Annotated in this window: 19 protein-coding genes; 6 read left to right on the top strand and 13 right to left on the bottom strand. The window is 72.1% G+C overall.

The annotated features are described in order from the left end of the window. Positions 1-13: 13 nt before the first annotated feature. From acs to AC2D9U_RS09530, 4 genes are all read right to left on the bottom strand, one after another. Positions 14-1,957: an acetate--CoA ligase gene (acs, locus tag AC2D9U_RS09545; RefSeq protein ID WP_484748266.1), complete on the bottom strand. Its 1,944-nt coding sequence runs from the start codon at positions 1,955-1,957 to the stop codon at positions 14-16. A gap of 100 nt (positions 1,958-2,057) precedes the next feature. After that, positions 2,058-3,695: an acyl-CoA synthetase gene (locus tag AC2D9U_RS09540; protein ID WP_484748264.1), complete on the bottom strand. Its 1,638-nt coding sequence runs from the start codon at positions 3,693-3,695 to the stop codon at positions 2,058-2,060. A 14-nt stretch (positions 3,696-3,709) separates the two neighbouring features. Continuing rightward, positions 3,710-4,519 carry an enoyl-CoA hydratase gene (locus AC2D9U_RS09535; protein WP_484748263.1) on the bottom strand — a complete coding sequence of 270 codons (810 nt, stop codon included), beginning with the start codon at positions 4,517-4,519 and terminating at the stop codon, positions 3,710-3,712. Position 4,520: 1 nt separating this feature from the next. Next, complete coding sequence (locus AC2D9U_RS09530; RefSeq protein WP_484748261.1) at positions 4,521-6,425, bottom strand: AMP-binding protein; 1,905 nt, start codon at positions 6,423-6,425, stop codon at positions 4,521-4,523. Between the two features lie 85 nt (positions 6,426-6,510). On the opposite strand from AC2D9U_RS09530, the gene AC2D9U_RS09525 reads away from it, so the two are divergent. Continuing rightward, on the top strand, positions 6,511-7,203 hold the full coding sequence (locus AC2D9U_RS09525) for a 3'-5' exonuclease (RefSeq protein ID WP_484748259.1): 693 nt from the start codon (positions 6,511-6,513) through the stop codon (positions 7,201-7,203). A 3-nt stretch (positions 7,204-7,206) separates the two neighbouring features. Here the strand turns inward: AC2D9U_RS09525 and AC2D9U_RS09520 are convergent, their stop codons facing one another. Further along, entirely contained in the window at positions 7,207-8,214 is a 1,008-nt protein-coding gene (locus tag AC2D9U_RS09520) for a DUF294 nucleotidyltransferase-like domain-containing protein (RefSeq protein WP_484748256.1), read from the bottom strand. An 89-nt stretch (positions 8,215-8,303) separates the two neighbouring features. Here AC2D9U_RS09520 and AC2D9U_RS09515 point away from each other — a divergent pair, with 89 nt between their 5' ends. Genes AC2D9U_RS09515 through AC2D9U_RS09500 form a run of 4 tightly spaced genes read left to right on the top strand, consistent with a single transcriptional unit; the run spans position 8,304 to position 11,788 of the window. Beyond that, positions 8,304-8,984, top strand: a complete 681-nt coding sequence (locus AC2D9U_RS09515) for a 3-oxoacid CoA-transferase subunit A (RefSeq protein WP_484748253.1) — start codon at positions 8,304-8,306, stop codon at positions 8,982-8,984. Positions 8,985-8,988: 4 nt separating this feature from the next. Continuing rightward, positions 8,989-9,627: a 3-oxoacid CoA-transferase subunit B gene (locus AC2D9U_RS09510; RefSeq protein ID WP_484748251.1), complete on the top strand. Its 639-nt coding sequence runs from the start codon at positions 8,989-8,991 to the stop codon at positions 9,625-9,627. Beyond that, positions 9,624-10,391 (top strand): enoyl-CoA hydratase/isomerase family protein, encoded by a 768-nt coding sequence (locus AC2D9U_RS09505; RefSeq protein ID WP_484748248.1) that lies wholly within the window; start codon positions 9,624-9,626, stop codon positions 10,389-10,391. The genes AC2D9U_RS09510 and AC2D9U_RS09505 overlap by 4 nt, the downstream gene beginning before the upstream one ends. Further along, a complete protein-coding gene (locus tag AC2D9U_RS09500; RefSeq protein WP_484748246.1) occupies positions 10,388-11,788 on the top strand; it encodes an amidase family protein in 1,401 nt (466 codons plus the stop codon). Before AC2D9U_RS09505 ends, AC2D9U_RS09500 begins: the two co-directional genes overlap by 4 nt. Here the strand turns inward: AC2D9U_RS09500 and AC2D9U_RS09495 are convergent. Continuing rightward, the gene (locus tag AC2D9U_RS09495) at positions 11,778-12,215 is read right to left on the bottom strand and encodes a hypothetical protein (protein WP_484748243.1); all 438 of its coding nucleotides are present in this window, start codon (positions 12,213-12,215) and stop codon (positions 11,778-11,780) included. The two genes, AC2D9U_RS09500 and AC2D9U_RS09495, sit on opposite strands and share 11 nt — an antisense overlap. A gap of 77 nt (positions 12,216-12,292) precedes the next feature. Continuing rightward, positions 12,293-14,110 (bottom strand): transglycosylase domain-containing protein, encoded by a 1,818-nt coding sequence (locus AC2D9U_RS09490; protein WP_484748241.1) that lies wholly within the window; start codon positions 14,108-14,110, stop codon positions 12,293-12,295. Positions 14,111-14,234: 124 nt separating this feature from the next. On the opposite strand from AC2D9U_RS09490, the gene AC2D9U_RS09485 reads away from it, so the two are divergent. Beyond that, positions 14,235-15,233, top strand: coding sequence for a Bug family tripartite tricarboxylate transporter substrate binding protein (locus tag AC2D9U_RS09485; protein ID WP_484748240.1), 999 nt, complete (start codon positions 14,235-14,237; stop codon positions 15,231-15,233). A 57-nt stretch (positions 15,234-15,290) separates the two neighbouring features. On the opposite strand, the gene gyrB is transcribed toward AC2D9U_RS09485, so the two are convergent. The 6 genes from gyrB to AC2D9U_RS09455 form a co-directional block, all read right to left on the bottom strand. Then, positions 15,291-17,732, bottom strand: coding sequence for a DNA topoisomerase (ATP-hydrolyzing) subunit B (gyrB, locus tag AC2D9U_RS09480; RefSeq protein WP_484748238.1), 2,442 nt, complete (start codon positions 17,730-17,732; stop codon positions 15,291-15,293). A 52-nt stretch (positions 17,733-17,784) separates the two neighbouring features. Next, on the bottom strand, positions 17,785-18,969 hold the full coding sequence (gene recF, locus AC2D9U_RS09475; RefSeq protein ID WP_484748236.1) for a DNA replication/repair protein RecF: 1,185 nt from the start codon (positions 18,967-18,969) through the stop codon (positions 17,785-17,787). A 75-nt stretch (positions 18,970-19,044) separates the two neighbouring features. After that, positions 19,045-19,644 carry a GNAT family N-acetyltransferase gene (locus tag AC2D9U_RS09470; RefSeq protein WP_484748234.1) on the bottom strand — a complete coding sequence of 200 codons (600 nt, stop codon included), beginning with the start codon at positions 19,642-19,644 and terminating at the stop codon, positions 19,045-19,047. 39 nt (positions 19,645-19,683) lie between these two features. Next, entirely contained in the window at positions 19,684-21,030 is a 1,347-nt protein-coding gene (locus tag AC2D9U_RS09465; protein ID WP_484748233.1) for an aldehyde dehydrogenase family protein, read from the bottom strand. A gap of 135 nt (positions 21,031-21,165) precedes the next feature. Beyond that, a complete protein-coding gene (locus AC2D9U_RS09460) occupies positions 21,166-22,374 on the bottom strand; it encodes a hydroxysqualene dehydroxylase (protein ID WP_484748232.1) in 1,209 nt (402 codons plus the stop codon). Between the two features lie 11 nt (positions 22,375-22,385). Beyond that, entirely contained in the window at positions 22,386-24,011 is a 1,626-nt protein-coding gene (locus AC2D9U_RS09455; protein ID WP_484748230.1) for a squalene/phytoene synthase family protein, read from the bottom strand. Between the last annotated feature and the right edge of the window lie 124 nt (positions 24,012-24,135).

The following is a 24,135-nucleotide window of genomic DNA, read 5'->3' as shown; positions in this document are numbered from 1 at the left end:
GACCCGCCCGACCTTACCCCTGGACGCGATTCTCCACCAGTTCCTGCACCACCGCCGGATCCGCCAGCGTCGAGGTGTCGCCCAGCCCGTCCGTCTCATTGGCCGCGATCTTGCGCAGGATGCGGCGCATGATCTTGCCCGAGCGCGTCTTGGGCAGGCCCGGCGCCCATTGGATCGCATCCGGGGAGGCGATGGGCCCGATCTCCTTGCGGACCCAGGCCACCAGCTCCTTCTTCAGCGCGTCGGTCGGCTCCTCGCCGGTCTTGAGCGTGACGTAGCAGTAGATGCCCTGGCCCTTGAGGTCATGCGGCATGCCCACCACGGCGGCCTCGGCCACCTTGGGGTGGGCCACCAGCGCGCTCTCGATCTCCGCCGTGCCCATGCGGTGGCCGGAGACGTTGATCACGTCATCGACGCGGCCGGTGATCCAGTAATAGCCATCGGCGTCGCGCCGCGCGCCGTCGCCGGTGAAATACATGCCCTTGAAGGTCGAGAAATAGGTCTGGCCGAAGCGCTCATGGTCGCCATAGATCGTGCGCATCTGGCCGGGCCAGCTGTCGAGCAGCACGAGGTTGCCCTCGGTCGCCCCTTCCAGGATCCGGCCCTCGCCATCGACCAGCGCGGGCATGACGGAGGGCAGCGGCAGGGTGGCCGAGCCCGGCTTCTGGGCGATGGCGCCGGGCAGCGGGGAGATGAGGATGCCGCCCGTCTCGGTCTGCCACCAGGTGTCCACGATCGGGCAGCGCTGGTCGCCCACCACGCGGTAGTACCAGAGCCAGGCCTCGGGGTTGATCGGCTCACCCACCGAGCCGAGGATGCGCAGGCTGGCGCGGGAGGTCTTCTTCACCGGCGCCTCGCCATCGCGCATCAGCGCGCGGATCGCGGTCGGCGCCGTGTAGAAGATGTTGACCTTGTGCTTGTCGATCACCTCCCAGAAGCGGGAGACGGAAGGGTAGTTCGGCACGCCCTCGAACATCAGCGTGGTCGCGCCATTCGCGAGCGGGCCGTAGACGATGTAGGTGTGGCCCGTCACCCAGCCGACATCGGCGGTGCACCAGTAGATCTCGCCATCCTTGTAGTCGAACACGTTCTGATGCGTGAAGGATGCCCAGACGAGGTAGCCGCCCGTGGTGTGCAGCACGCCCTTCGGCTTGCCGGTGGAGCCCGAGGTGTAGAGGATGAACAGCGGGTCCTCCGCGCCCATCGGCTCGGGCTCGCAGGTCTCGGGCAGGCCGGCGCAGGCCTCGTCCCACATCAGGTCGCGCCCGGCCTGCATCGGCACGGCGCTGCCGGTGTTCTTGGCCACGATGACGTGGCGGATCGAGGGGCAGGATTTCAGCGCCTCATCGGCATTGGTCTTGAGCGCCACCTTGCGCCCGCCGCGGCGGCCCTCATCGGCCGTGATCAGGATGGAGCATTCGCTGTCCTGGATGCGGCTCGAGAGGCTGTCGGGCGAGAAGCCGCCGAAGACGATGGAGTGGATGGCCCCCACCCGTGCGCAGGCCAGCATGGCGACCGCGGCCTCGACGATCATGGGCAGGTAGATGCAGACCCGATCGCCCTTCTTCACGCCGAGCTTGCGCAGCGCATTGGCCAGCTTGCAGACGCGGGCATGCAGTTCGCGATAGGTGACCTTGGCGTCGGCGTTGGGGTCGTCGCCCTCCCAGATGATCGCCACCTGGTCGCCGCGCGTCGCCAGATGCCGGTCGAGGCAGGAGACGGAGACGTTGAGCACGCCATCCTCGAACCACTTGATCGAGACCTTGCCCGAGGTGCCGCCGAAATCGACATCCTTGATCTTCGTCGGCGGCTTCATCCAGGCGACGCGCTTCGCCTCCTTCGCCCAGAAGGCGACCGGGTCGGCCGCGGCGGCGGCGTAGGCGGCGCGGTAGCCCGCCTCATCGACATGCGCCTTGGCGGCGATCTCGGGCTTCACGGCGATCAAGCTGTCAGACATGCGCAACCTCTACCCTGCTGGTTTCTTGTGGCCTCGATGGGCCTTGCTAGAGGGGGAAACTCCCCCTGACCTTGATGTGCGTCAAGCGGGCCGGGCGGCGTCAGGCGCCCTCCCGCGCCTGGGCCCGCAGCACATGCTTCTGGATCTTGCCCGTGCTGGTCTTGGGCAGCTCGGCGAAGACCACATGGCGCGGCACCTTGTAGCCGGCCAGGTTCTGCTTGCACCAGGCGATCAGCTCCTCGACCGTGGCCTGCATCCCCGGGCGCAGCTCGACGAAGGCGCATGGCGTCTCGCCCCATTTCTCGTCCGGCCGCGCCACCACCCCGGCCACCGCGACGGCGGGGTGCTTGTAGAGCACGTCCTCGATCTCGATGGAGCTGATGTTCTCGCCGCCCGAGATGATGATGTCCTTCGAGCGATCCTTGAGCTGGATGTAACCATCCGGATAGGTCACGGCGAGGTCGCCGGTGTGGAACCAGCCGCCTTCGAAGGCTTTCCGGGTCGCCTCGGGGTCCTTCAGGTAGCCCTTCATCACGACGTTGCCGCGCATCATCACCTCGCCCATCGTCGTGCCATCCGCGGGCAGCGGCGCCATGGTCTCGGGGTCCATGACGGTGAGGTTCTCGAGTGCCAGGTAGCGCACGCCCTGGCGCGCCATCAGCACGGCCTGCTGGGCGGGCGTCTGGGCATCCCAATCGCTGTTCCACTCATTCACCACCGAGGGGCCGTAGCATTCGGTCAGGCCATAGACGTGGCAGACGGCGAAGCCGGCCTCGCGCATCGCGCCCAGCACGGCGGCGGGCGGCGGGGCGCCGGCGACGACGAACTGCACCTGGCGCGTCAGATGCTTCTTCTCATGCTCGGGCGTGGCGAGTAGCGTGGACATGACGATGGGCGCGCCGCACATATGGGTCACATGCTCGCCCGCCATCAGCGCCCACATGGCCGGCCCGCGCACGGCGCGCAGGCAGACATGCGTGCCCGCCTGCGCCGTGACGGTCCAGGGGAAGCACCAGCCATTGCAGTGGAACATCGGCAGCGTCCAGAGATAGACCGGATGCTTGCCCAGCCCGGCCGAGAGCACGTTGCCGACCGCGAGCAGATGCGCGCCGCGATGATGATAGACCACGCCCTTCGGCCGGCCGGTGGTGCCGGAGGTGTAGTTCAGCGTGATCGCATCCCACTCGTCGCCCGGCAGCGTCCAGGCGAAATGCGGATCGCCGGCCGCGACGAAGGCGTCGTAGTCGGTCGCGCCGTCGAGGTGGCTGTCGCGCACCGAGGGCGGCGCCTCGGGATCGTCCACCTCGATCAGATAGGGGGTCGCGTTGCACTGCGTGAGGGCGAGCCGCGCGAGGGGCACGAATTCGCGATCGACGATCAGCACCTTCGTCTCGGCATGGTCGAGGCAATAGGCGATGGTCGCGGCGTCGAGGCGCGTGTTCAGCGTGTTCAGCACCGCGCCCGTCATCGGCACGCCGTAATGGCAGGCGAGCATGGCGGGAATGTTGGGCAGCAGGGTCGAGACGGTATCGCCACGCCCGATGCCGAGCCGCGACAATTCATGCGCCAGCTTCACGCAATGCGCGTGCAGCTCCGCATAGGTCTTGCGGATGGCGCCGTGCACCACGGCGGTGTGCTGCGGGAAGACGCGCGCGGCACGCTCGAGGAAGAGCAGCGGCGTCAGCGGCTGGTGGTTCGCGGCATTGCGCGGCAGGGCATCGTAGTCGGAAGCGGCCATTGGTCAGGTATTCCCTAGCGATCTTGCCAGATTGGTTTGCGCTTGCCGAGGAAGGCGCCGATGCCCTCGACCGCATCCTCGGCCATGAGGTTCTCCGTCATCACCGCGGCGCAATGCGCATAGGCCTCGGCGAGCGGCAGGCCGCGCTGGCAATGGAAGGCCGCCTTGCCGAGCCGCACGGTATGCGCGCTGCGCGAGGCGATCTGCGCGGCCAGCGCCATGGTCTCGCCCTGCAGGGCATCGGCCGCGACCACGCGATTGAGGAGGCCGATGCGATGCGCCTCGATGGCGGAGATCATCGCCCCGGTCAGCAGCATCTCCATCGCCGGCTTGGCCGCGACGGCGCGGGAGAGGGCCACGGCGGGGGTCGAGCAGAACAGGCCGATATCGACGCCTGGCGTGCAGAATTTCGCGCCCTCCGCCGCGACGGCCAGGTCGCAGGTCGCGACCAATTGGCAGCCCGCCGCGGTGGCGATGCCCTGCACCTCCGCGATCACGGGTTGCGGCAGGGCGACGATGGCCTGCATCACCGCGGCGCAGCGGCGCATCGCGCTGTCGAAGAAACCCCTGCCGCCATCGGCATCGGCGCGATGCGCCACGATCTCGCGCAGATCATGCCCGGCGCTGAACACCGGCCCGGCGGCGGCCAGCACCACCACGCGCACCCGCGCATCGGCGGCGATCTCGGCCAGCGTGGCCTGCAGCGCGCCGAGCAGCGCGAAATCCAGGCTGTTGCGCGCGGCGGGGCGATTGAGCGTGAGCCGCGTGACGCCCGCCGCGCTGTCCTCGCGCAGCAGCAGGGCCGCGTTTCCTCCATCGGGCATGTCAGCTCTCCGCCTCGCGCATCACGGTGGCAATCTCCTCCAGGATCATCGGGTCATCGATGGTCGGCGGCACGACATAGCTGTCGCCATCGGCGATCTTGCGGATGGTGGCGCGCAGGATCTTGCCCGAGCGCGTCTTGGGCAGCCTTGCGACGACGCGCGCCTCCTTGAAGGCGGCGACGGGACCGATACGATCCCGCACCATCGCGACAAGCTCCTTGCACACCTCCGCCTCGGCCTTGTCCACGCCGGACTTGAGCACAACCAAGCCGAGCGGCACCTGGCCCTTCAGCGTATCCTTCATGCCCACCACGGCGCATTCCGCGACATCCGGATGCGCGCTGAGCACCTCTTCCATCGCGCCGGTCGAGAGGCGATGGCCGGCGACGTTGATGATGTCGTCCGTGCGGCTCATCACCCAGACATAGCCTTCGTCATCCACCATCCCGGCGTCGGAGGTGTTGTAGTAGCCGGGGAAGGCCTCGAGATAGGCCTCGCGGAAGCGCGCCTCGGCGTTCCACAGCGTGGGCAGGCAGGAGGGCGGCAGGGGCAGCTTCACCGCGAGCGTGCCGATCTGCCCGCGCGGCACTTCCTGCCCGGCCTCATCCAGCACGCGCAGGTCGAAGCCCGGCGAGGGCTTGCCGCCCGAACCGGGGCGCGGCGGGAACAGCCCGAGCCCGCGGAAGCCGCCGCTGATCGCCCAGCCCGTCTCGGTCTGCCACCAATGGTCCACCACCGGCCGGCCCAGAAGGTCGGCGGCCCACATGGCCGTATCGGGATCGCAACGCTCCCCCGCCAGATACAGCGCGGCCAGGTTGGTGAGGTCGTAGCGCGCGAGCATCGCGCCCTTCGGATCCTCCTTCTTGATCGCGCGCATCGCGGTCGGCGCGGTGAAGAGGATCTTCACGCCGTATTGCGCGCAGACCCGCCAGAAGGCGCCGGCATCGGGCGTGCCCACGGGCTTGCCCTCATACATCACCGTCGTGCAGCCCGCGAGCAGCGGCGCGTAGACGATGTAGGAATGCCCCACCACCCAGCCGACATCGGAGGCCGCCCAGAACACGTCGCCCGCGCCGCAGCCATAGACCATCGACATCGAGTTCATCAGCGCGACGGCATGCCCGCCATTGTCGCGCACGATGCCCTTGGGGCTGCCGGTCGTGCCGGAGGTGTAGAGGATGTAGAGCGGGTCCGTCGCCGCCACGCTCACGCAGGGATGCGGCGCGGCATTGGCCTCGGCCGCCAGCAGATCATGGTCGCGCCCGGGGGTGAGGTCGCAGACATGCTCGGGGCGCTGCAGGATGAACAGCGCCTCGGGCTTGTGCGGCGAAAGCGCGATGGCGGCATCGAGCAGCGGCTTGTACTTGATCAGCCGCCCCGGCTCGAGCCCGCAACTGGCGGAGACGATGGCGCGCGGCTTGGCGTCCGCGATTCGCGCCGCCAGTTCCGCCGCCGCGAAGCCGCCGAAGACCACCGAATGCACCGCGCCCAGCCGCGCGCAGGCGAGCATGGCGATCGCGGCCTCGGGCACCATCGGCATGTAGATGATCACGCGGTCGCCCGCGCGCACGCCGCTGGCCGCCAGCGCGCCGGCCATGCGCGCCGTGCGGTCGAGCAGTTCGGCATAGGTGAAGCGCGCGCTGCGCCCGGTGATCGGGCTGTCCCAGACCAGGGCGTCCTGTGCGCCGCGCCCGGCCAGCACATGGCGATCCAGCGCGTTGTGGCAGGTGTTGAGCCGGCCTTCGGGGAACCAGCGGCCATAGGCGCCCTGCGTGGCGTCGAAGGCGCGCGCGGGCGCGACATCCCAGTCGATCGCCCCGGCCGCGCGCAGCCAATAGCCCGCGGGGTCCGCCCGCCAGCCTGCCACGACCTCCTCATAGCGGCTGCCGCCGATGCTGCCTTCCATGCCCCAACCCCGTCTGATGCGGTTTGCCTCGGGCCTAGGTTGCGCCCCTCGCGGGGGGCCGCGCAACCGTGCCAGGATGGCAGCCATGGCCAGCCGCTTCCTCGATGCCTGCCGCCACTTCGCCCAGCGCTGGGCGCTGCCTGCGAGCCTGCCCGATCGCTGGGTGACGCCCCCGCCCGGGCCGCTGCTGGCGCATCCCTATGTGGTCTTCGACCTCGAGACCACCGGCCTCGCGCCGCGCCGCGGCGACCAGCCGGTGCAGATCGGCGCCGTGCGGATGGAGCAGGGGCAGGAGGTCGCGCATTTCGCCACACTGGTGAATCCCGGCCGGCCCATCCCGCCCCTTTCCACGCGCTTCCACGGCGTGACCGATGCGATGGTCGTCGGCGCCCCCGGTATCGCCGCCGCCTTCACCGATTTCGCCCGCTTCGCCGAGGGCGCCGTGCTGGTCGCGCACAACGCGGCCTTCGACCGCACGGTGCTCGGCATGACGGAGCGCGCCGGCGCCCCGCCCCTCACCCGGCCGATGCTGTGTTCCATGCTGCTCGCGCGCTGGCTCGACCCGCAGGAGGAGGACGCCTCGCTGGATGGGCTCTGCGGGCGGATGGGGCTGGTGATCGAGGGCCGGCACCAGGCGCTGGGCGATGCGCGCGCCACCGCCATGCTCTGGCTGCATCTGCTGGCCCGCGCCAGCGCGCGCGGCATCGCGGATTTGCCGGGGCTGGTGCAGGCCACGCGCATGCGCCTCGCCCTGGATGAACGGGCGGAGGCTTTCTGACCGCTACCAGAGCTGCCCGGTGAGCCCCGCGAAGCTCGATTTCGCGAAGCCGCGCACCGCGCGCAGCGCCGCGCGCAATTCCTGCCGGCGCGGCGTGGGCAGCGCGGCCGTGTCCACCAGATTGCCCGGCCGCAGCCCGGCGGCGTGATCGGCCAGTTGCTGGCGCAGCACGGCATCGAGCAGCGTGGCGAAGGCGGACTCGAGCCGCGCGGCCTCCGCCGCGCCAAGCTGGCCGCGCGCCGCGAGGCCTTGCAGCCGCGCGGGGGTGGCGCTTGCGGTGATGCCCGCCGCCAGGGCGGAGAGCCGCGCGGCGGCGACCAGCGGCATCAGCCCATGCAGCTTGAGATCCGTGCGCGTGCCCGGCCCCGGTTCGTCATCCGCGAAGCCGCCCCAGAAGGTCAGGCCGACGCCGAAGCGGCTGTCCTGCGCGGCGAGCGCGGCCAGCAGCGCGGGCTGCGCCGCCAGCACGCCCGCCACATGGCGCGACAGCGCCGCGCCCCAGCCTTCCTCCCCGGCGACGACGCGCATGTCGAAGAAGATGTCGGCGAAGAGCAGCGCCGCGCCGGAGCGCCGCTGCGCCCAGATCTCGAACTGCCTTGCCCATTGGCTGCGCGTCTTCCGCCAGAGCGGGTTCATCGCCATCACCCCGCCGGGGCAGAGCACGAAGCCGGCCTCGGCCAGGGCCGCGCAGAATTGCGTCGCGAAGGGCCGGAACCAGGCATCCACCGCGCCATGCGCCTCGTCCGGGTAGTCCTCCAGGATGAAGCCATTATCCTGGTCCGGGGCGAGCAGCGATTCGCCGCGCCCGAGGCTGCCCATGGCGAGCAGCGCGAAGGGCACGGGCGGCGGCGTGGGCTGGCGGGCGAGCACCGCCGCCAGGACCGCCCGATGCAGGTCGAGATTGGTGGCGTTGATCGCCGCCACCACCGCACCCGCCGTAGCGCCATCGCGCAGCAGGGCGGCGGCCCGGGCGGGCTGGGCGCGCTTCAGCGCCGCGAGGTCTTCGGTCATCTCCCTCCTCCCGCCACCCCCTGGACCCGCCCCCCTGGACCCGGCCGCGTGGCGCCTTTAGACGCTCAGCATCGGAGGACAAGGCCCGCATGATCAACAAGATCGTCCAGAGCATCGCCGATGCCCTCACCGGCGTGCCGGATGGCGCCACCGTGCTGATCGGTGGCTTCGGCTCGGTCGGCCAGCCGCTGGAACTGATCGAGGGGCTGATCGAGCAGGGGGCGCGCGACCTCACCGTCGTGGCCAACAATGCCGGCTCGGGGCAGATCGGCCTGGCGAAGCTGATGGCCGCCGGGCGGGTGCGGAAGATCATCTGCTCCTACCCGCGCTCGGCCGGCTCGGTGGTGTTCGAGGAGCTCTATCGCGCCGGCAGGCTGGAGCTTGAGATCGTGCCCCAGGGCACGCTGGCCGAGCGGCTGCGCGCGGCGGGGGCGGGCATCCCGGCCTTCTTCACGCCCACCAGCGCGGGCACGAAGCTGGCGCAGGGCAAGGAGGTGCGCGAGTTCAACGGCCGCCCCCATGTCATGGAACTCGCCCTGCATGGCGATGTCGCGCTGGTCGAGGCCTGGGAGGCCGATCGCTGGGGCAACCTCACCTTCCGCGAGGCCGGGCGGAACTTCAACCCGGTGATGGCGACCGCCGCCGCGCTGACCCTCGCGCAGGTGCATCATCTGCGCGAGCTCGGCGAGATCGACCCGAACAAGGTGCATACCCCCGGCATCTTCGTGAACCGCGTCGTGCATGTGCGCCGCGGCCCGCCCTGGAGCTAAGCGCATGTGGAACCGAACGCAGATGGCCGCCCGCGTGGCGCAGGACATCCCCGAGGGCTGGTTCGTCAACCTCGGCATCGGCATCCCGACCATGGTCGCCGACCATGTGCCGCTGGAGCGCGAGGTGATCCTGCATTCCGAGAACGGCATCCTCGGCATGGGCCCCGCGCCCGCGCCGGACAAGGTGAATGCCTGGCTGGAGAATGCCGGCAAGCAGCATGTGACGCTGCGCCCGGGCGGCAGCTTCTTCCACCACGCCGACAGCTTCGCGATGATCCGCGGCGGGCATATCGACCTGTGCGTGCTCGGCGCCTTCGAGGTCTCGGAGGCAGGCGACCTCGCCAATTGGGCGACCAGCGACAATGACAGCGCACCCGCCGTCGGCGGCGCGATGGACCTCGCCGCCGGGGCCAAGCGGGTCTGGGTGGTCTCCGACCACACCACGAAGGACGGCACGCCGAAGCTGGTCGAGCGCTGCGCCTATCCGCTGACCGCGGCCGGGGTGGTGGCGCGGGTGTACACCAACCTCGCGGTGATCGACGTGGTGCCCGGCCTGGGCTTCCGGCTGTTGGACCTCGCGCCGGGCCTCACCGCCGAGCAGGTGCAGGCCAAGACGGGTGCGAAGCTGCACCTGCCCGCATGAGGGTCCTGGCCGAGCGCGCGGGCGCGGTGCTGACGCTCACCCTCGACTATCCCGCGCGCCGCAACGCGCTGGCCGTGCCGATCCGCGAGCAGCTGTTCGAGGCGCTGGAAGCCGCGCAGGGCGATGAGGGGCTGCGCGCCCTCATCGTCACCGGCGCGGGCGGCACCTTCTGCTCGGGCGGCGACATCTCGGGCATGGATGTGCGCGACGCCGAGCAGGGGCGCGAGCGCATGCGCCGCACGCATCGCCTGATCCGCCTCATGGTCGGCGGGCGGCTGCCCATCGTCGCGGCGGTGGAGGGCTGGTGCGTCGGCGCGGGGCTCTCGCTGGCCTGTGCAGCGGACACCATCGTGGCGGGTGCGGGTTCGCGCTTCATGGCGGGGTTCAACAAGGTCGGGCTGATGGCCGATCTCGGCCTGCCCTTCACCCTGCCGGCCCGCATCGGCCTGGCCCGCGCGCGACAGGTTTTTTTCTACCCCACGCCGATCGAAGCCGAGGAAGCGCAGCGCATCGGCCTGGTGGATCGGCTTGCCCCGGCGGGCGAGGCGCTCGCGCTGGCCACGACCCTCGCCCAGGACCTCGCCGCCCAGGCGCCGCTGCCGCTCGCGCTGACCAAGCGGATGCTGGCCGAGGGGCTGGACGCCGCGCTGGAACGCGAGCGCGACTGGCAGACGATGTGCTTCCTCAGCGCCGACCATGCCGAGGGGCGCGCCGCTTTCCTCGAGAAGCGCCAACCCGATTTCACGCGGAGATCCCCCGAATGACCGAGTTCTGGCGCCTGCCCGCGACCGAGATCGCGGGCCTGGTCCGCACCCGCCGCGCGAGTGCGACGGAGGTGGCGAAGGATGCGCTGGGGCGGCTGGACGCCGCGAACCCCGCGATCAACGCCGTGGTGGAACACCGCCCCGAAGAGGTGCTGGCCCAGGCGGCGGCGCTGGATGCGGCGATCGCGCGCGGGGAGGATCCCGGCCCGCTCGCCGGCGTGCCGACGACCATCAAGGTCAATGTGGACCAGCAGGGCTACGCCACCACCAACGGGCTGCGGCTCCAGAAGGATCTGGTCGCCACACAGGACAACCCCGTCGTCGCCAACCTCCGCAAGGCGGGCGCGCTGCTGCTCGGCCGCACCAACACGCCCGCCTTCTCGCTGCGCTGGTTCACGCGCAACAGCCTGCATGGCCACACCAGGAACCCGCGCGACCCGGCGATCACGCCCGGGGGCTCCTCGGGTGGTGCCGGGGCGGCGGTGGCGGCGGGGATCGGCGCCATCGGCCATGGCACGGATATCGGCGGCTCGGTGCGCTACCCGGCCTATGCCTGCGGCGTGCATGGGCTGCGGCCCACGCTGGGGCGGATCCCGGTGTGGAACGCCTCGGGCGCCGAGCGCCATATCGGCGGGCAGATCATGGCCGTCAGCGGCCCCCTCGCGCGCAGCATCGGCGATGTCGAACTCGCCTTCCACGCCATGGCCGCGCGCGATGAGCGCGACCCCTGGTGGGTCGATGTGCCGCATGCCGGCCCCGCCGCGCCGAAGCGCGCGGCGCTCTGCCTCAACCCCGACGGCATGGCCGTGACGCCCCCGGTCGAGGCCGCGCTGCGCGAGGCCGCGAAGCGCCTGCAGGCCGCCGGCTGGACGGTGGAGGAGGCCGAGACACCGCCGCTGCGCGAGCCCGCCGCGCTGCAGGCGATGCTCTGGCTGGCCGAGAGCCGGCGCGGCCTGAACGCGGCCCTGCACCAGGAAGCCGACCCGGATGCGAGCTTCATCTTCTCCGAGATGGAGGCGCTGTGCCCCATGCCGGACCTCAACGCCTTCATGGACGGGTTGCAGAAGCGCAGCCATTTCGTGCGGGTCTGGATGGCGTTCTTCGCGCGCTACCCGGTGGCGATCACGCCCGTTTCCGGTGAATTGCCCTTCCGGGACCAGGAGGACGTCGAGAGCCAGGCGGCCTTCCGCCGCATCATGGAGGCGCAGCTGACGCAGGTGGGGCTGCCGCTGATGGGCCTGCCGGGGCTGACGGTCACCACGGGCCGCGTCGGGCGCGTGCCGGTCGGCGTGCAGCTGCTCGCCGGGCGCTACCGGGAGGACCTGCTGTTTGCCGCCGGGCGCGACCTCGAAGCAAGCGGCCTGCCGACAGCGCCGGAAGACCCCGTCACGGCCTAGCGAGCGGCCAGCGCAGGACCAGCGCGGCACCAACCGGCGGGGTCGCGACCAGCACGGTTGCCTCGCCCTCCCGCGTCACCTCCAGGCGCAGCGCCGCGCCCGTCTCGCCCTGCCCGGCCGCCGCCAGGGCGAGGCGCAGCAGCGCCGCCTCCAGCGCCGCGCGATCCAGCGCCACGGCGGGCGCCTCCCCCGCAAGTTCCACTGGGGTGCGCGCGCCGAGCACAGCGCGGAGCACGGGAAGCGCGTCGCGCACCACCAGATGCGGCGCCAGCACCTCCGTGCCCGGCGTACGGCCGAGCATGCCGAGCATGGCCCGCAGCAGCGCGTCGAGCCGCTGGGCGGCTTCCTCGGCGCGCGCCACCTGCCGGCGCGCCGCCTCCGTGGCGGCAGTGCGGGCCAGCAATTCGAGATTCGAGGCCAGCACCATCATCGCGTTGTTCGCATCATGCCGCAGTTTCCCGGCTGCCTGATGCAAGGGCTCCAACGGATCCAAGCCTTCCCCCTTCATGGCGTGGCCATGCCCTCGACGATCTCCCGGAACAGCCGCGCGGGCAACGTGCCGCCGCGCACCTCGGCCATCGGTGCGCCGGAGTCATTGCCGAGCCAGACGCCGATGACCAGCCCGCCCCCAGGCCCCCCCGTCAGGCCAAGGAACCAGGCGTCGCGGAAGTCCTGCGTCGTGCCGGTCTTGCCCGCCACCGGCCGCCCGCCCGGCGGCTGCGCGGCCCGGCCGGTGCCGCGCGCCACCGCGGCCTCGAGCATCCGCCGCATGTCGCGCGCCACCTCGGCCGGGATGGCGCGCGTCAGCACCGGCGCGGGCAGCGCCAGCGCCTGGCCATCCGCGCGCGCAGAGGCGATGCCGCGCGGCTCGGGCCGCAGCCCGCCATTCGCAAACGCGGCATAGGCGGCGGTGAGGTCCAGCAGCGTCACCTCCCCCGTGCCGAGGGCGAGCGTGGCATCGTTCGGGAAGGGGCCGGCCAGGCCGAAGCGCCCGGCCGCCGCCGCCGCCGCGCGCGCCCCGCCCGCGCGCTGCAGGACGCGCACGGCCGCGGTGTTCACGCTCTGCGCGAGCGCTTCCTCGATCGTGATCTCGCCCCGGCTCTGCCAGGTGCCATTGCCGGGCGACCAGCCGCCCAGCGTGATCGGCCCATCCGCCACCATCTCGCCGGGCGTGGCCCCGCGTTCCAGGGCGGCGGCGAAGACGAAGGGCTTGAACACCGAGCCCGGCTGGCGCCGCGCCTGGGTGGCGCGGTTGAACTGGCTCGCGCGGTAGTCCCGCCCGCCGGCCATGGCGCGGACCTGGCCGGTGGCGGCTTCCAGCACCACCACCGCCCCCTGGCCCACCCGCGCCCGCGCGCCCTGCGTGGCCAGCAACGCCTCCAGCCGCGCCTCCACCACCGCCTGCAGGCGCAGATCGAGCGTGGTGCGCAGCTGGAGGTCCGCATTGCCAGGGAAGCGCGCGGCCAGATCCTCGAGCACCCAATCCGCGAACCAGCCCGAATCGCGCGACGGCCGCGGCGGGATGCGGATGTTCTCGGCCGCCTGCGCCGCCGCGCCGCTGGTGATGAAGCCGGCCTCCGCCATGGCAAACAGCACCTCCGCCGCCCGCGCCGCCGCGGCATCGGGGGCGGAGCGCGGGTTGAGCCGCGAGGGCGCCTTGGGCAGCCCCGCCAGCACCGCCGATTGCCACAGGTTCAGCCGCGTGGCCGGCACGCCGAAATAGAGCCGCGCGGCGGCATCCACGCCATAGGCGCCGCCACCGAGATAGACGCGGTTGAGGTAGATCTCGAGCAGCTCATCCTTGGTGAAGCGCTGTTCCAACCACAGCGCCATCACCGCCTCCTGCGCCTTGCGCCAGAAGCTGCGCTCCGGCGTCAGGAACAGGTTCTTCGCCAGCTGCTGCGTCAGCGTCGATCCGCCCTGGGCGACACGGCCGGTGGTGAAATTGACGTAGGCGGCGCGCAGGATGCCGATGGGATCGAGGCCGAAATGGCTGCGGAAGCGCCGGTCCTCGATCGCCAGCAGCGCCTGGGGCAGATGCGCCGGCAGGTCGCGCAGGCGCACGATCTCCCCATGCACATCGCCCGAGGTCGCGATCACGCGCCCATCCGCGGCCTCGAGCGTCACGCCCGCGCGGCGCGTGGCGGACAGCGCGAGATCGCTGCGCGGCAGGTCCCAGGTCAGCGCCAGCAGCAGCGCCCCGAGCGCCAACCCGCCCCAGATGGTGAGCAGCACCAGCCAGCGCAGCCAGCGCCAACCGCGTCGGGGCTTGGCGGCGCGCGGGGTCGGCGCGGCGGCAGGTTTCGGGGCGGCACGGGGCATCGCAGCTGCCATAGCATGGCGACTCGCAAAGTCGCTTGTCTCACCCCGGCAGCCTCCCCATCATTGCGCGGCCGGCCCGCAGAAGACCGGCGCCAACAGGCTTCACCCACCGGGACACAAGAACATGCACACCCTCTCGCGGCGCGATGCGCTGCGCCTCGCCGCCATGGGCGGACTGGCCACCGCGCTGCCGGGCGCGACCCGCGCGCAAGCCCAGGGACAAGACTGGACGCCGCCGGGCCCGGTCCGGCTCATCAACCCCTTCGCCCCCGGCGGCAGCCCCGACATCCTCGCGCGCGTCATGGCGCCGCACATGCAGGGCTTCCTTGGCCAGCCCATGGTGGTGGAGAATCGCCCCGGCGCTGGCGCGGCGGTGGGCACGCGCTCGGTCGCACGCTCGGCGCCGGATGGCACGACGGTGCTGCTCGCCCCCATCTCCTCGGTCATCGCGCCCTTCATGATGCGCGAGCCGGGCTATGATCTGGCCGATTTCCGCCCGCTGGCCTGGCTGGCGACGACGCCCTTCGTGCTGGTCGTGCGGCCCGGGCGCTTCGCCAATGTCCAGGAATTCGACCGCTTCGTGAAAGCCAATCCCGGCCGCCTCTCGGGCGCCACGGGGGGCTCCGGCACGCCGCACCAGCTCGCCGCCGAGCTGTACCGCCAGGCGAGCGGGGGCGACTTCACCCTGGTCGGCTATCGCGGCACGGCGCCGGCGCTGACCGACCTGCGCGCTGGCGTGGTGGACTTCATGTTCGCGGACATGCCGGCCGCGCTGGGCCAGATCCGCCAGGGCGGGCTGCAGGCGCTGGCGGTGAACACCACCGCGCGCGTGCCCGCCCTGCCCGACGTGCCGACCATGGCCGAGAGCGTGGCACCGGGCTTCGACGCGAATAGCTGGGTCATGTGGTGGGTGCCCGCCGCCACGCCCGACCCCATCGCGCGCCGCCTTTCCGCCGCCGCGCTGCATGGCCTCGCACAGCCCGATGTGCGCGCCCGCGCCGCCGAGGTCGGCTTCATCCTGGCCGAGGCCGGGATGGATGGCGCGGCCGCGCACATGCAGTCGGAGACGGCGAAGTGGAGCGCGCTGATTCGCGCCCGCGGCCTGCGCTTTGATGAAGGCTGAGCCTTAACGGCAGCCAGGTTTGAGGGCCGCGAAGGCAACGCCTTCGCGGCACACGCCTCACACGTCGAGGTTGGCGACCTTCAGCGCGTTGCCGACGATGAAGTCGCGGCGGGGTTCCACCACGTCGCCCATCAGGGTCGAGAAGACCTGCTCCGCATCCTCCAGATCCTCCACGCGCACGCGCAGCAGCGTGCGCACGGCGGGGTCGAGCGTGGTCTTCCAGAGCTGGTCGGGATTCATCTCGCCCAGGCCCTTGAAGCGCTGGATCGTCAGGCCGCGCCGTCCCTGCGCGATGACGCGGTCGAAGGCCAGCAGCGGGCCGTGCTGCGCGTGCTCCGGCCCGTCGAAGGAGAGCATCGCGGGGCCGCCGGCATAGTCACGCGCGAAGACCTCGCGCCGCTCATCCAGCCAGCGTGCCTCGGCGCTGCGCAGCGCGGCGGGGTCGAGCAGATGGCGCTCGGTCACGCCGCGCACCACGCGGAACAGCGACAGGCCGGCGGCATCCGCCGTGGCCTTCCAGCCGCGCTCCGAAGGCGGGGCCAGCGCATCGAGCCGCGTGGCGAGCAGCGCCGCACCGGCCAGCGCGCGCTCGGGGTCCAGCGTCAGCGCGCCGGCCACCGCCGCCTGCTCCACCACGCCCACCGGCACCTGCGTCGCGAGGCGGCGGATGCGGGCTGCGACCTGGCGCAGGCGCTCGACCTCCTCGGCAAGCTCCGGCCCGGCGACGACACGCTCATCCGCGAAGCGCAGCCGTGCGCCGGACAGCGCCTTCTCCAGCAGGAAGTCCTCGAGCGCGCGGTCGTCCTTGAGGTAGCGCTCGTCATTGCCGCGCTTGGCGCGATAGAGCGGCGGCTGCGCGATGAAGAGATGCCCGCGCTCGATCAGCGAGGGCATCTGGCGGAAGAAGAAGGTCAGCAGCAGCGTGCGGATATGGCTGCCGTCCACATCGGCGTCGGTCATGATGACGATGCGGTGGTAGCGCAGCCGGTCGGCGTCGAAGCCGCCCTTCTCCGCCGGGCCGGGGCCGATGCCCGTGCCCAGCGCGGTGATCAGCGTGCCGATCTCCGCGCTGGACAGCATCTTGTCCATGCGCGCGCGTTCGACATTCAGGATCTTGCCCTTGAGCGGCAGGATCGCCTGGAAACGCCGGTCGCGGCCCTGCTTGGCGGAACCGCCCGCGCTGTCGCCCTCGACGATGAAGATCTCGGACTTGGCCGGGTCCTTCTCCTGGCAGTCGGCGAGCTTGCCGGGCAGCGTGGAGATATCCAGCGCGTTCTTGCGGCCCACCTTCTCGCGCGCCAGCTGTGCCGCCTTGCGCGCCGCGGCCGAGAGCACGACCTGCTCGATGACCTGCTTGGCTTCCTTCGGATGCGTCTCGAACCAATGGCTCAGCGCATCCGCCACCGCCACCTGCACCACCGGCTGCACTTCCGAGGACACCAGCTTGTCCTTGGTCTGGGAGGAGAATTTCGGGTCCGGCACCTTCACCGACAGCACGGCGGTCAGGCCCTCGCGCATGTCGTCGCCGATGAGCTCGACCTTCTCCTTCTTCGCCATCTCCTCGGCGTATTTCATCACCACGCGCGTCAGCGCCTGGCGGAAGCCGGCCTGGTGGGTGCCGCCGTCGCGCTGCGGGATGTTGTTGGTGTAGCAGAGCGCCAATTCATGCGGCGAGGTGTTCCACCACATCGCCAGCTCGACGCGGATGCCGTCCGTCTCCTTGGTGACGAGGCTGATCGGCGGCTTGAACAGCGATTCCTTGCTGCGGTCGAGCCACTCGACGAAGGCGACCAGCCCGCCATGGAACTGGAAGGCGGTCTCGACGGCCGGCACATGCCGGTCATCCTTGAGCGTGATGGCGAGGCCCGAATTCAGGAAGGCCAGCTCGCGCAGCCGGCGCTCCAGCACGGCGTAGTCGTATTCGGTCCTGGTGAAGGTGCCGCTGCTCGGCTTGAAGGTGACCTCGGTGCCGTTCTTGTGGTCCGAGGGGCCGATGATCTTCAGCGGCACCACCGTCTCGCCATGCTCGAAGCGGATGAAGTGCTCGCGCCCGTCGCGCCAGATGCGCACTTCCATCCATTCGGAGAGCGCGTTCACCACCGCCGCGCCGACGCCGTGCAGCCCGCCCGAAACCTTGTAGGAATTCTGGTTGAACTTGCCGCCCGCATGCAGGCGGGTCAGCACCACCTCGGCGGCCGAGACCCCTTCCTCGGCGTGGATGTCCACGGGGATGCCGCGTCCATCATCGGTGACGGTGACGGAGCCATCGCCGTTCAGCACCAGGTCGCAGCGCGTGGCGTAGCCGGCCTGCGCCTCGTCCACCGCATTGTCGATGATCTCGAAGGCCATGTGATGCAGGCCGGAGCCATCATCGGTGTCGCCGATATACATGCCCGGGCGTTTCCGCACGGCTTCGAGGCCGCGCAGCACGGTGATCGAGGCGCTGTCATAGGCCTCCGCCCCCTCAGTCTGCGGGGTCGGCGGGGTGGCGTCGGACATGCCGGAGGATGCTCCTGGTCGAAGGGGGGCCAAACCCCGCGGTTATAAAGGTTTAGCTCAGATTCGGCACGCGGTAATCGTGCAGCGGAGTCAGCCCCTCGGGCGTGGCGCGGAAACCCTCCGCCAGGCCCTGGAGCGGGGCGAAAATATCCGGCTCCGTGCCCGTCAGGAAGACCTGCGCGGGCAGCTCCGCCAGGGCGGCGTAGAGTGCCTCGCGCCGCCGCTGGTCCAGATGCGCGGCCACCTCATCCAGCAGCAGCAGGGGCGCGAAGCCCCGCGCGCCGCCGATCAGCGCGGCATGGGCCAGCACCACCGAGACCAGCAGCGCCTTCTGCTCCCCGGTCGAGCACAGCTCGGCCGGCAGGGCCTTCGGCAGATGGGCGAGGCCGAGATCGGTGCGGTGCGCCCCCGCCTGGGCGCCGCCCGCCGCGGCATCCCGGCCGCGGCCGCGGGCGAGGTCCTCCCGCAGCCGCTCCTCCACCGCCAGCGCCGGGGCTTCGTCCAGCGCCGTGGCGATGGGGCAGGCCAGGCTCAGCCGGGCGGCGGGGAAGGCGCCGGTGGCCGTGCCGGCCTCGAGCAGCGCGTTGAGCCGCGCCACCAGCGCCCGGCGCGCGGCGACGGCGGCCACGGAATGGCGCGCCATCGCATCCTCCAGCGCCGCCAGCCAGCGCGCATCGCGCCGCCCCTCCGCCAGCAGGCGGTTGCGCCCGGCCATGGCCGTGTCATGCGCCGCGACCTCCCGCGCATGGCCGGGCTCCAGCGCCCAGACGAGCCGATCGAGGAAGCGGCGCCGGCCCGAGGCGCCTTCCTGGAACAGCCGGTCCATCTGCGGCGTCAGCCAGACGGCGGCGGCGATCTCGGCCAGCTCGGCCTGGGAGGAAACGGGCTCGCCATCCAGCCGGTAGCGCCGGCGCGCCTCCGCGCCCGCTTCGCCCCCCCCTGCTGTACTCAGCGTGCCGGTGCCGATCTCATGCGTCATCCCGCCGCGCGTGAAGCGGCCCCAGGCGGCCCAGGGGGCGGCACCCTCTGCTCCCCGGCGGCCGATCTCCGCCCCGCGCGCGCCGCGCAGGCCGCGGCCAGGGCCGAGCAGGCTGATGGCTTCCAGCAGATTGGTCTTGCCCACGCCGTTCTCGCCCGCGATCAGCACGATGCGGCCGTCGAACCGGGCATCGAAGGCGGCGTAGCTGCGGAAATCGGTGAGGCGAAGCCGGGCGAGGCGCAGCGGCGCCAGGCTCATGCCCCTACCCTCGGAAACGCCCACATGCCCGATCCTGCCCACACAGGGCGCAGATGCGGGATGGCAGGCGGAGCGTCAACCGGCGGCGAGCTGCCCGGCCAGGGCAGGCGGTGCCGCCAGCGCCACGGGGGGGGCCTCACGCAGGGCCGGGCCGGGGCGATCGAGCCCCCACCATTCGCAGGATTCGTGCCGGTCGCGCGCATCGCACCAGATGCGGCCGAGCTCGATCAGCCGCATGCCCAGCGCCCTCAGCACGGCGCGGGATTGCGCATTGTCGCTCTGCACCGCGGCATGGACATGGTCCACGCCGAGGCAGGTGAAGCCCTGCTCGAGCGCGGCGGGCGCGGCCTCGCGCATCAGGCCCTGGCCGCGATGCGCCTCGCCGACCCAATAGGTCAGCACGGCAAGGCGGCGCGCCTGGTCGTGCCGGCGCGCGCCGATCCAGCCGAGCACGGCCTGATCCTCCCGCCGGCAGATGACCAGCGGCATGGCCTGGCCGGCCTGGAAATCGACCAGCGCCCGGGCGATCCGCTGCGCGGCAGCGGCCTCATCCAGCCGGGCGGGCCAGGAGGCGAGGCGGGCGCTGATTCCGGGGGTCATCAGGGCGGCGAGCGGCGCCGCATCGGCCAGGGTCGGCAGGCGAAGATGCAGCCGGCGCGTGTGGAGTTCCGGCATTCACTCGCCTCCTGCGTTCACACGCGGAGGATGCCAGCGCTATCGAGGATTGACCAGCTTTGCGATCAACCGTTCGGCGAAGGATTTTCTAGGCAGATCAAAGAGTCGGGAAAGACTCCACCGCCCATGCCGCACCCGCGCACGGAAATGTGAGAAGGTCCGGAAACCCTGCAACCCGTGGTAGCGGCCCTGGCCCGAGGCCCCCACGCCCCCGAAGCCGAGATCGCTGAAGGCGGCGTATTCCACCGCCCGGTCGCAGACGAGGGCGCCCGAGCGCGTGGCGGCGGCCACCGCCGCCTCCTCCGCCCGGCTGGCGCCGAACAGGTAGATGGCGAGCGGCGGCGGCTGCCGCGCCATCCAGCCCAATGCCGCGGACAGATCCGGCAGCGCCACCACGCCGAGCACGGGGCCGAAGATCTCCTCCCGCTCCAGGGCCGAGCCCGGGGCGGCGGGGGCCAGCGCCAGGGCGCGCCGCCGGCCGGGCCCGTCCGGGCCGAGCCTGGTCAGCGCCACGCCCGCCAGCAGCCGGTCGAGCCGCGCCGCCTGCGCGTCGCTCGCGATGCCGCCCTCGGGCAGGGCGATGCCGGTGGCGCGGCAGGCGGCCGCGAAGGCGGCTTCGCTGTGGCCGACCAGCAGGACCGTGTCGGGGGCGATGCAGGTCTGGCCGGCATTCACCGCCTTGCCCACCAGGATGTCGCGCGCAGCCCGCGCCAGATCCGCGCCGGGCAGCACCACGGCCGGGCATTTCCCGCCCAGTTCGAGGGTGACCGGCACGAGATTCGCCGCCGCCGCCAGCGCCACCTTCCGCCCGGTCTCGGTGCCGCCGGTGAAGAACAGGTGGTCCCAGGGCTGGGCGGCGAAATCGGCGGCGACATCCGCCCCGCCCTGCACCGTGGCGGCGATGGACGGCCCGAGGGCGGCGGCCAGGATCTCGCCGATCAGGGCGGCGGTGCGCGGCGTGGCCTCGGAGGGCTTCACCGCCACGCGGTTGCCCGCCGCCAGCGCATCCACCACGGGAATGAGCGCAAGCTGCACCGGGTAGTTCCAGGGCGCCATGATGCCGACCACGCCCTTGGGCACGGGCTCCTCCCTGGCGCTCGCCGGCCAGAAGGGGAAGGGGGGGCGCACCCAGCGCGGGCGCGCCCAGCCGCGCAGCTTGCGCCGGGCGAAGCGCGCGGCATCCATCACGCAGACCACATCCGCGAGCAGCGTATCGAGCCGCGACCGCCCGCCGTAATCGGCATCCAGGGCCTGGGCGATATCCTCGGCACGGGTCAGCAGGGCCGTGACGAGCGCGGCGAGCAGCGCGCGGCGCTGGTCGAGACCGATGAGGCCGTCGCGCGCCTCGGCTGCGCGCAGGCTGGCGAGGGCTTCAGAAGGGGTCATGCCGGAGTCCTTGGCCCGGAGCCCGCGGCCGGCAAGGCCGGCCGAGCGGCCGAATGGCCGCCGCCGCCAGTGCGGCGAGCCCAGCGAAGCGCCGGCGCCTGAGGGCAGATCGCTTGCGATCTGCGCGATCTCGCGTCATGCGCGCCGCCGCAGCAGGGTGCGCGCGGCGGCCTCGCCGGAGCGGATGGCGGCCTCGATGGTCGCGGGCAGGCTCGGCACGGTCCAGTCGCCGGCCAAGGCGAGGTTGCTCAGCACCAGGCGCGGCGGCGTAGGGCGCGGGCCGACCCCGTGGCGCGGCGTGGCACGGCGTTCGCGCACCGCACGGGCGGGCGGGCTCGCCAGCGGCCATTCGCCCGGCAGGCCGAAGCGCTGCGCGGCCTCCCGCACCTCGGGCCAGATCAGGGCGGCGGCTTCGGCCTCGCTGAGGCCGACCGAGGCATCGGCGGCGCTGACGGTGACGGAGACCCCGCCCGGCCGCACCAGCACCCACTGCGCGAGGCCGCCGAGCAGCCCGATGAAGCGCACCGGGCCCTCATTCTCCAGGGTGAAATGCAGGTTGAGGATCGGCGCATGGTGCAGCGGCGTCGGCACCTCCGGCAGCAGCTTCGCGACCTCCCAGGGGGGCAGCGCCAGCACCGCGGAATCCCCGGGCTCGAGGGTGATGACATGGTCGCCGAAATCCAGCGCGGCGAGCCGCCCGCCCGCCACCACCAGGGCGCGCAGCCGGGCCCCGGTGCGTACGGTGGCGCCGTAGCAGGCGAGGGTGGCCAGTGCGGGGGCGATCATGTCCGGTCCCAGCCCCCGCGCCGCGACATAGAGCCGCGCCGCACCCGGCCGGCCCAGCCGCAGCAGCACGCTGCCGAGCAGGCGCGACGACGCCTCGGCGGTGGGGGTGTTGAGCGCGGCGACGGTCAGCGGCTCGACCAGCGAGCGGTGCAGCGCCGGGTGGCGCGCGAAGGCCGCGGCGACGCTGCGGTCGCCGCCGGGAAAAGCCAGGCGCAGCAGGGCGAAGAGGCCGCCGAAGGTCAGCCCCACTGGCCGCCGCGCCGGGCGCGTCCAGCCCAGCGGCGACAGCGCAACCTGCCGCGCAGAGTGGTCGCCGAGGTCGAGCACGGGCAGGCCCTCGGGCTCCGGTTCCACCCAGCCCTCGCGCCCGCCGATGGAAGCCAGGAAGCGCAGCGCGGCGCGGTTGGCGCCGAGCAGCGCATGGGTGCCGTTGTCGGTGCCGTCGGGCAAAGCGCGGGCGCGGCCGCCGGCGCCGGGCGAGGCCTCATGCGCCACCACGCGCTGGCCAGACCGGGCCAGGTGCAGCCCGGCCGCGAGGCCCGCGAGACCAGCGCCCACCACATGAATAGTCATAGCGACAGCAGCGCCATGCGCAGCTTCTCGGCCCGCGTCAGGCGCGGACGGGGGCGGGGCAGCGCGTAGCCGCGCGCCTGCATGCGCTCGAAGAGCCGGCGATAGCCCCACATCATCACCCGCGCCGGCTTCAGCGCGCGCGCATCGTGCTGCGCGATCTCCCGCTCGGCCTCGGCGAAACCCTCCGCGGCGCGGGCGGCCAGGGCCGCGCAGCAAGCGGGGAAGCCGGGATGGGCGACGATGCGCGCGGCCTCATTCTCCTGCACCCCATGCGCCGCCAGCAGACTCGCCGGCACATAGACGCGATCGAGCCCCGCATCCTCATCCACGTCGCGGAGAATGTTCACGAGCTGGAAGGTGCGGCCGAGCGCGAGACCGAAGCTCTCCGCCCCCGGCGCGCCGAAGATCCGCACCGCCATCGCGCCGACGCTGCCGGCCACACGGCGCGTGTAGAGCTCGAGCGAATCCTCGTCCGGCAGGCGGAGCGCGGGCGTGGCGTCGGTCTCCATGCCGGCGATCATCGCCTCGCATTCCGCCAGCGGCAACGCGAAGGCCAGGCGCGCCTGCGCCAGTTCGCGCGACAGCGCGCAATCGGGCGCGGCGAGCTTGCGGCGCCAGGCCGCCAGCGCGCGGCGCTTCTCGGCCTCGGGCATCGCGCCATCGGCGATGTCGTCCACCGCGCGGCAGAAGCCATAGACGGCAAACAGCGCGCGCCTCCGCGCGCCGGTCAGCACGCGCATGCCACGCGCGAAGGAGGATTTCGCACGCGTCACCCGCGCCAGCACCACGGCGGCGTCGGAAGGCGGGGCGAGCGCAAGCCCGGCGAAAGCGGCGGCGAAGTCGAGCTTGCCGAGCGCGACCCGCCCCGCCACCGGATCCGCCGCGCGCAGCTTCGCCAGCAGCCGCCAGGCCAGCGCCAGCGTCACCTGCGCCTGGCGCCGCAGCCGCGAGCGCAGCAGCCGCGGCAGCGCCGCCGCGACCTCGAGCTGGGCCTCCACCCGGTCGAGCGCGGCATCGAGCACGGCGCGGCGCCGCGCATTCGCCGGCGCGAAGAAAGTGGCCTCACCACCGGCGAGGTCCATCCAGGGCGTGGGCAGGTAGATGCGGTCCATCGCATCGCGATCCGGCACCAGATCCTGCAGATGGTTGAGGATCTGCAGCGCGGTGCAGAGCGCATCCGAGGCCGCCGCCGCGCCTTGCGCATCCTCGCCATGCAGGCGCAGCAGCATCCGCCCCACCGGCTCGGCGCTGCGGGCGCAATAGTCTTCCAGCGCCGCCCAGTCGGCATACCGGTTCTGCACCGAATCCTGGCGGAAGGCGTCGAGCAGCAGCGCGGCCTCCGCCGTGCCGACTTCCGCCAGCGGGCCGGCAGGATCCTCGAGCTGGCGCTGCATCGCGCCCAGCCGCGCGAGCTTCTCCGCCGGGCTCAGCGTGGCGGAATCGGCGATGTCGTCGGCGGTGCGGACGAAGCGGTAGAAGGCCAGGACCTTCGGCCGCAATTCGGGCGGCAGCAGGCGCGAGGCGACCGGGAAATTCTCGCTGTTCTCGTCGCGCGTCGGCGGTACCGGCGCGACGCCAATGGCCGCTTGCAGCGGTCCATTGGCGCTTTCTTGCGCCCTCAAGCGCCGGGCGCGGCCATCCGGCCGCTTGGCTCGCCGCATTGGCGGCGGGCGCCATTCGGCGCCTCGGACCGCGCTGCGGTCCGCCGGTGGCTCGATTGCGCGCGTGGCGAAGTGCCCTTCATCT

This window comes from Roseomonas sp. TF40 (assembly GCF_057219975.1).
This window is presented reverse-complemented; position numbering and strand designations above follow the sequence as displayed.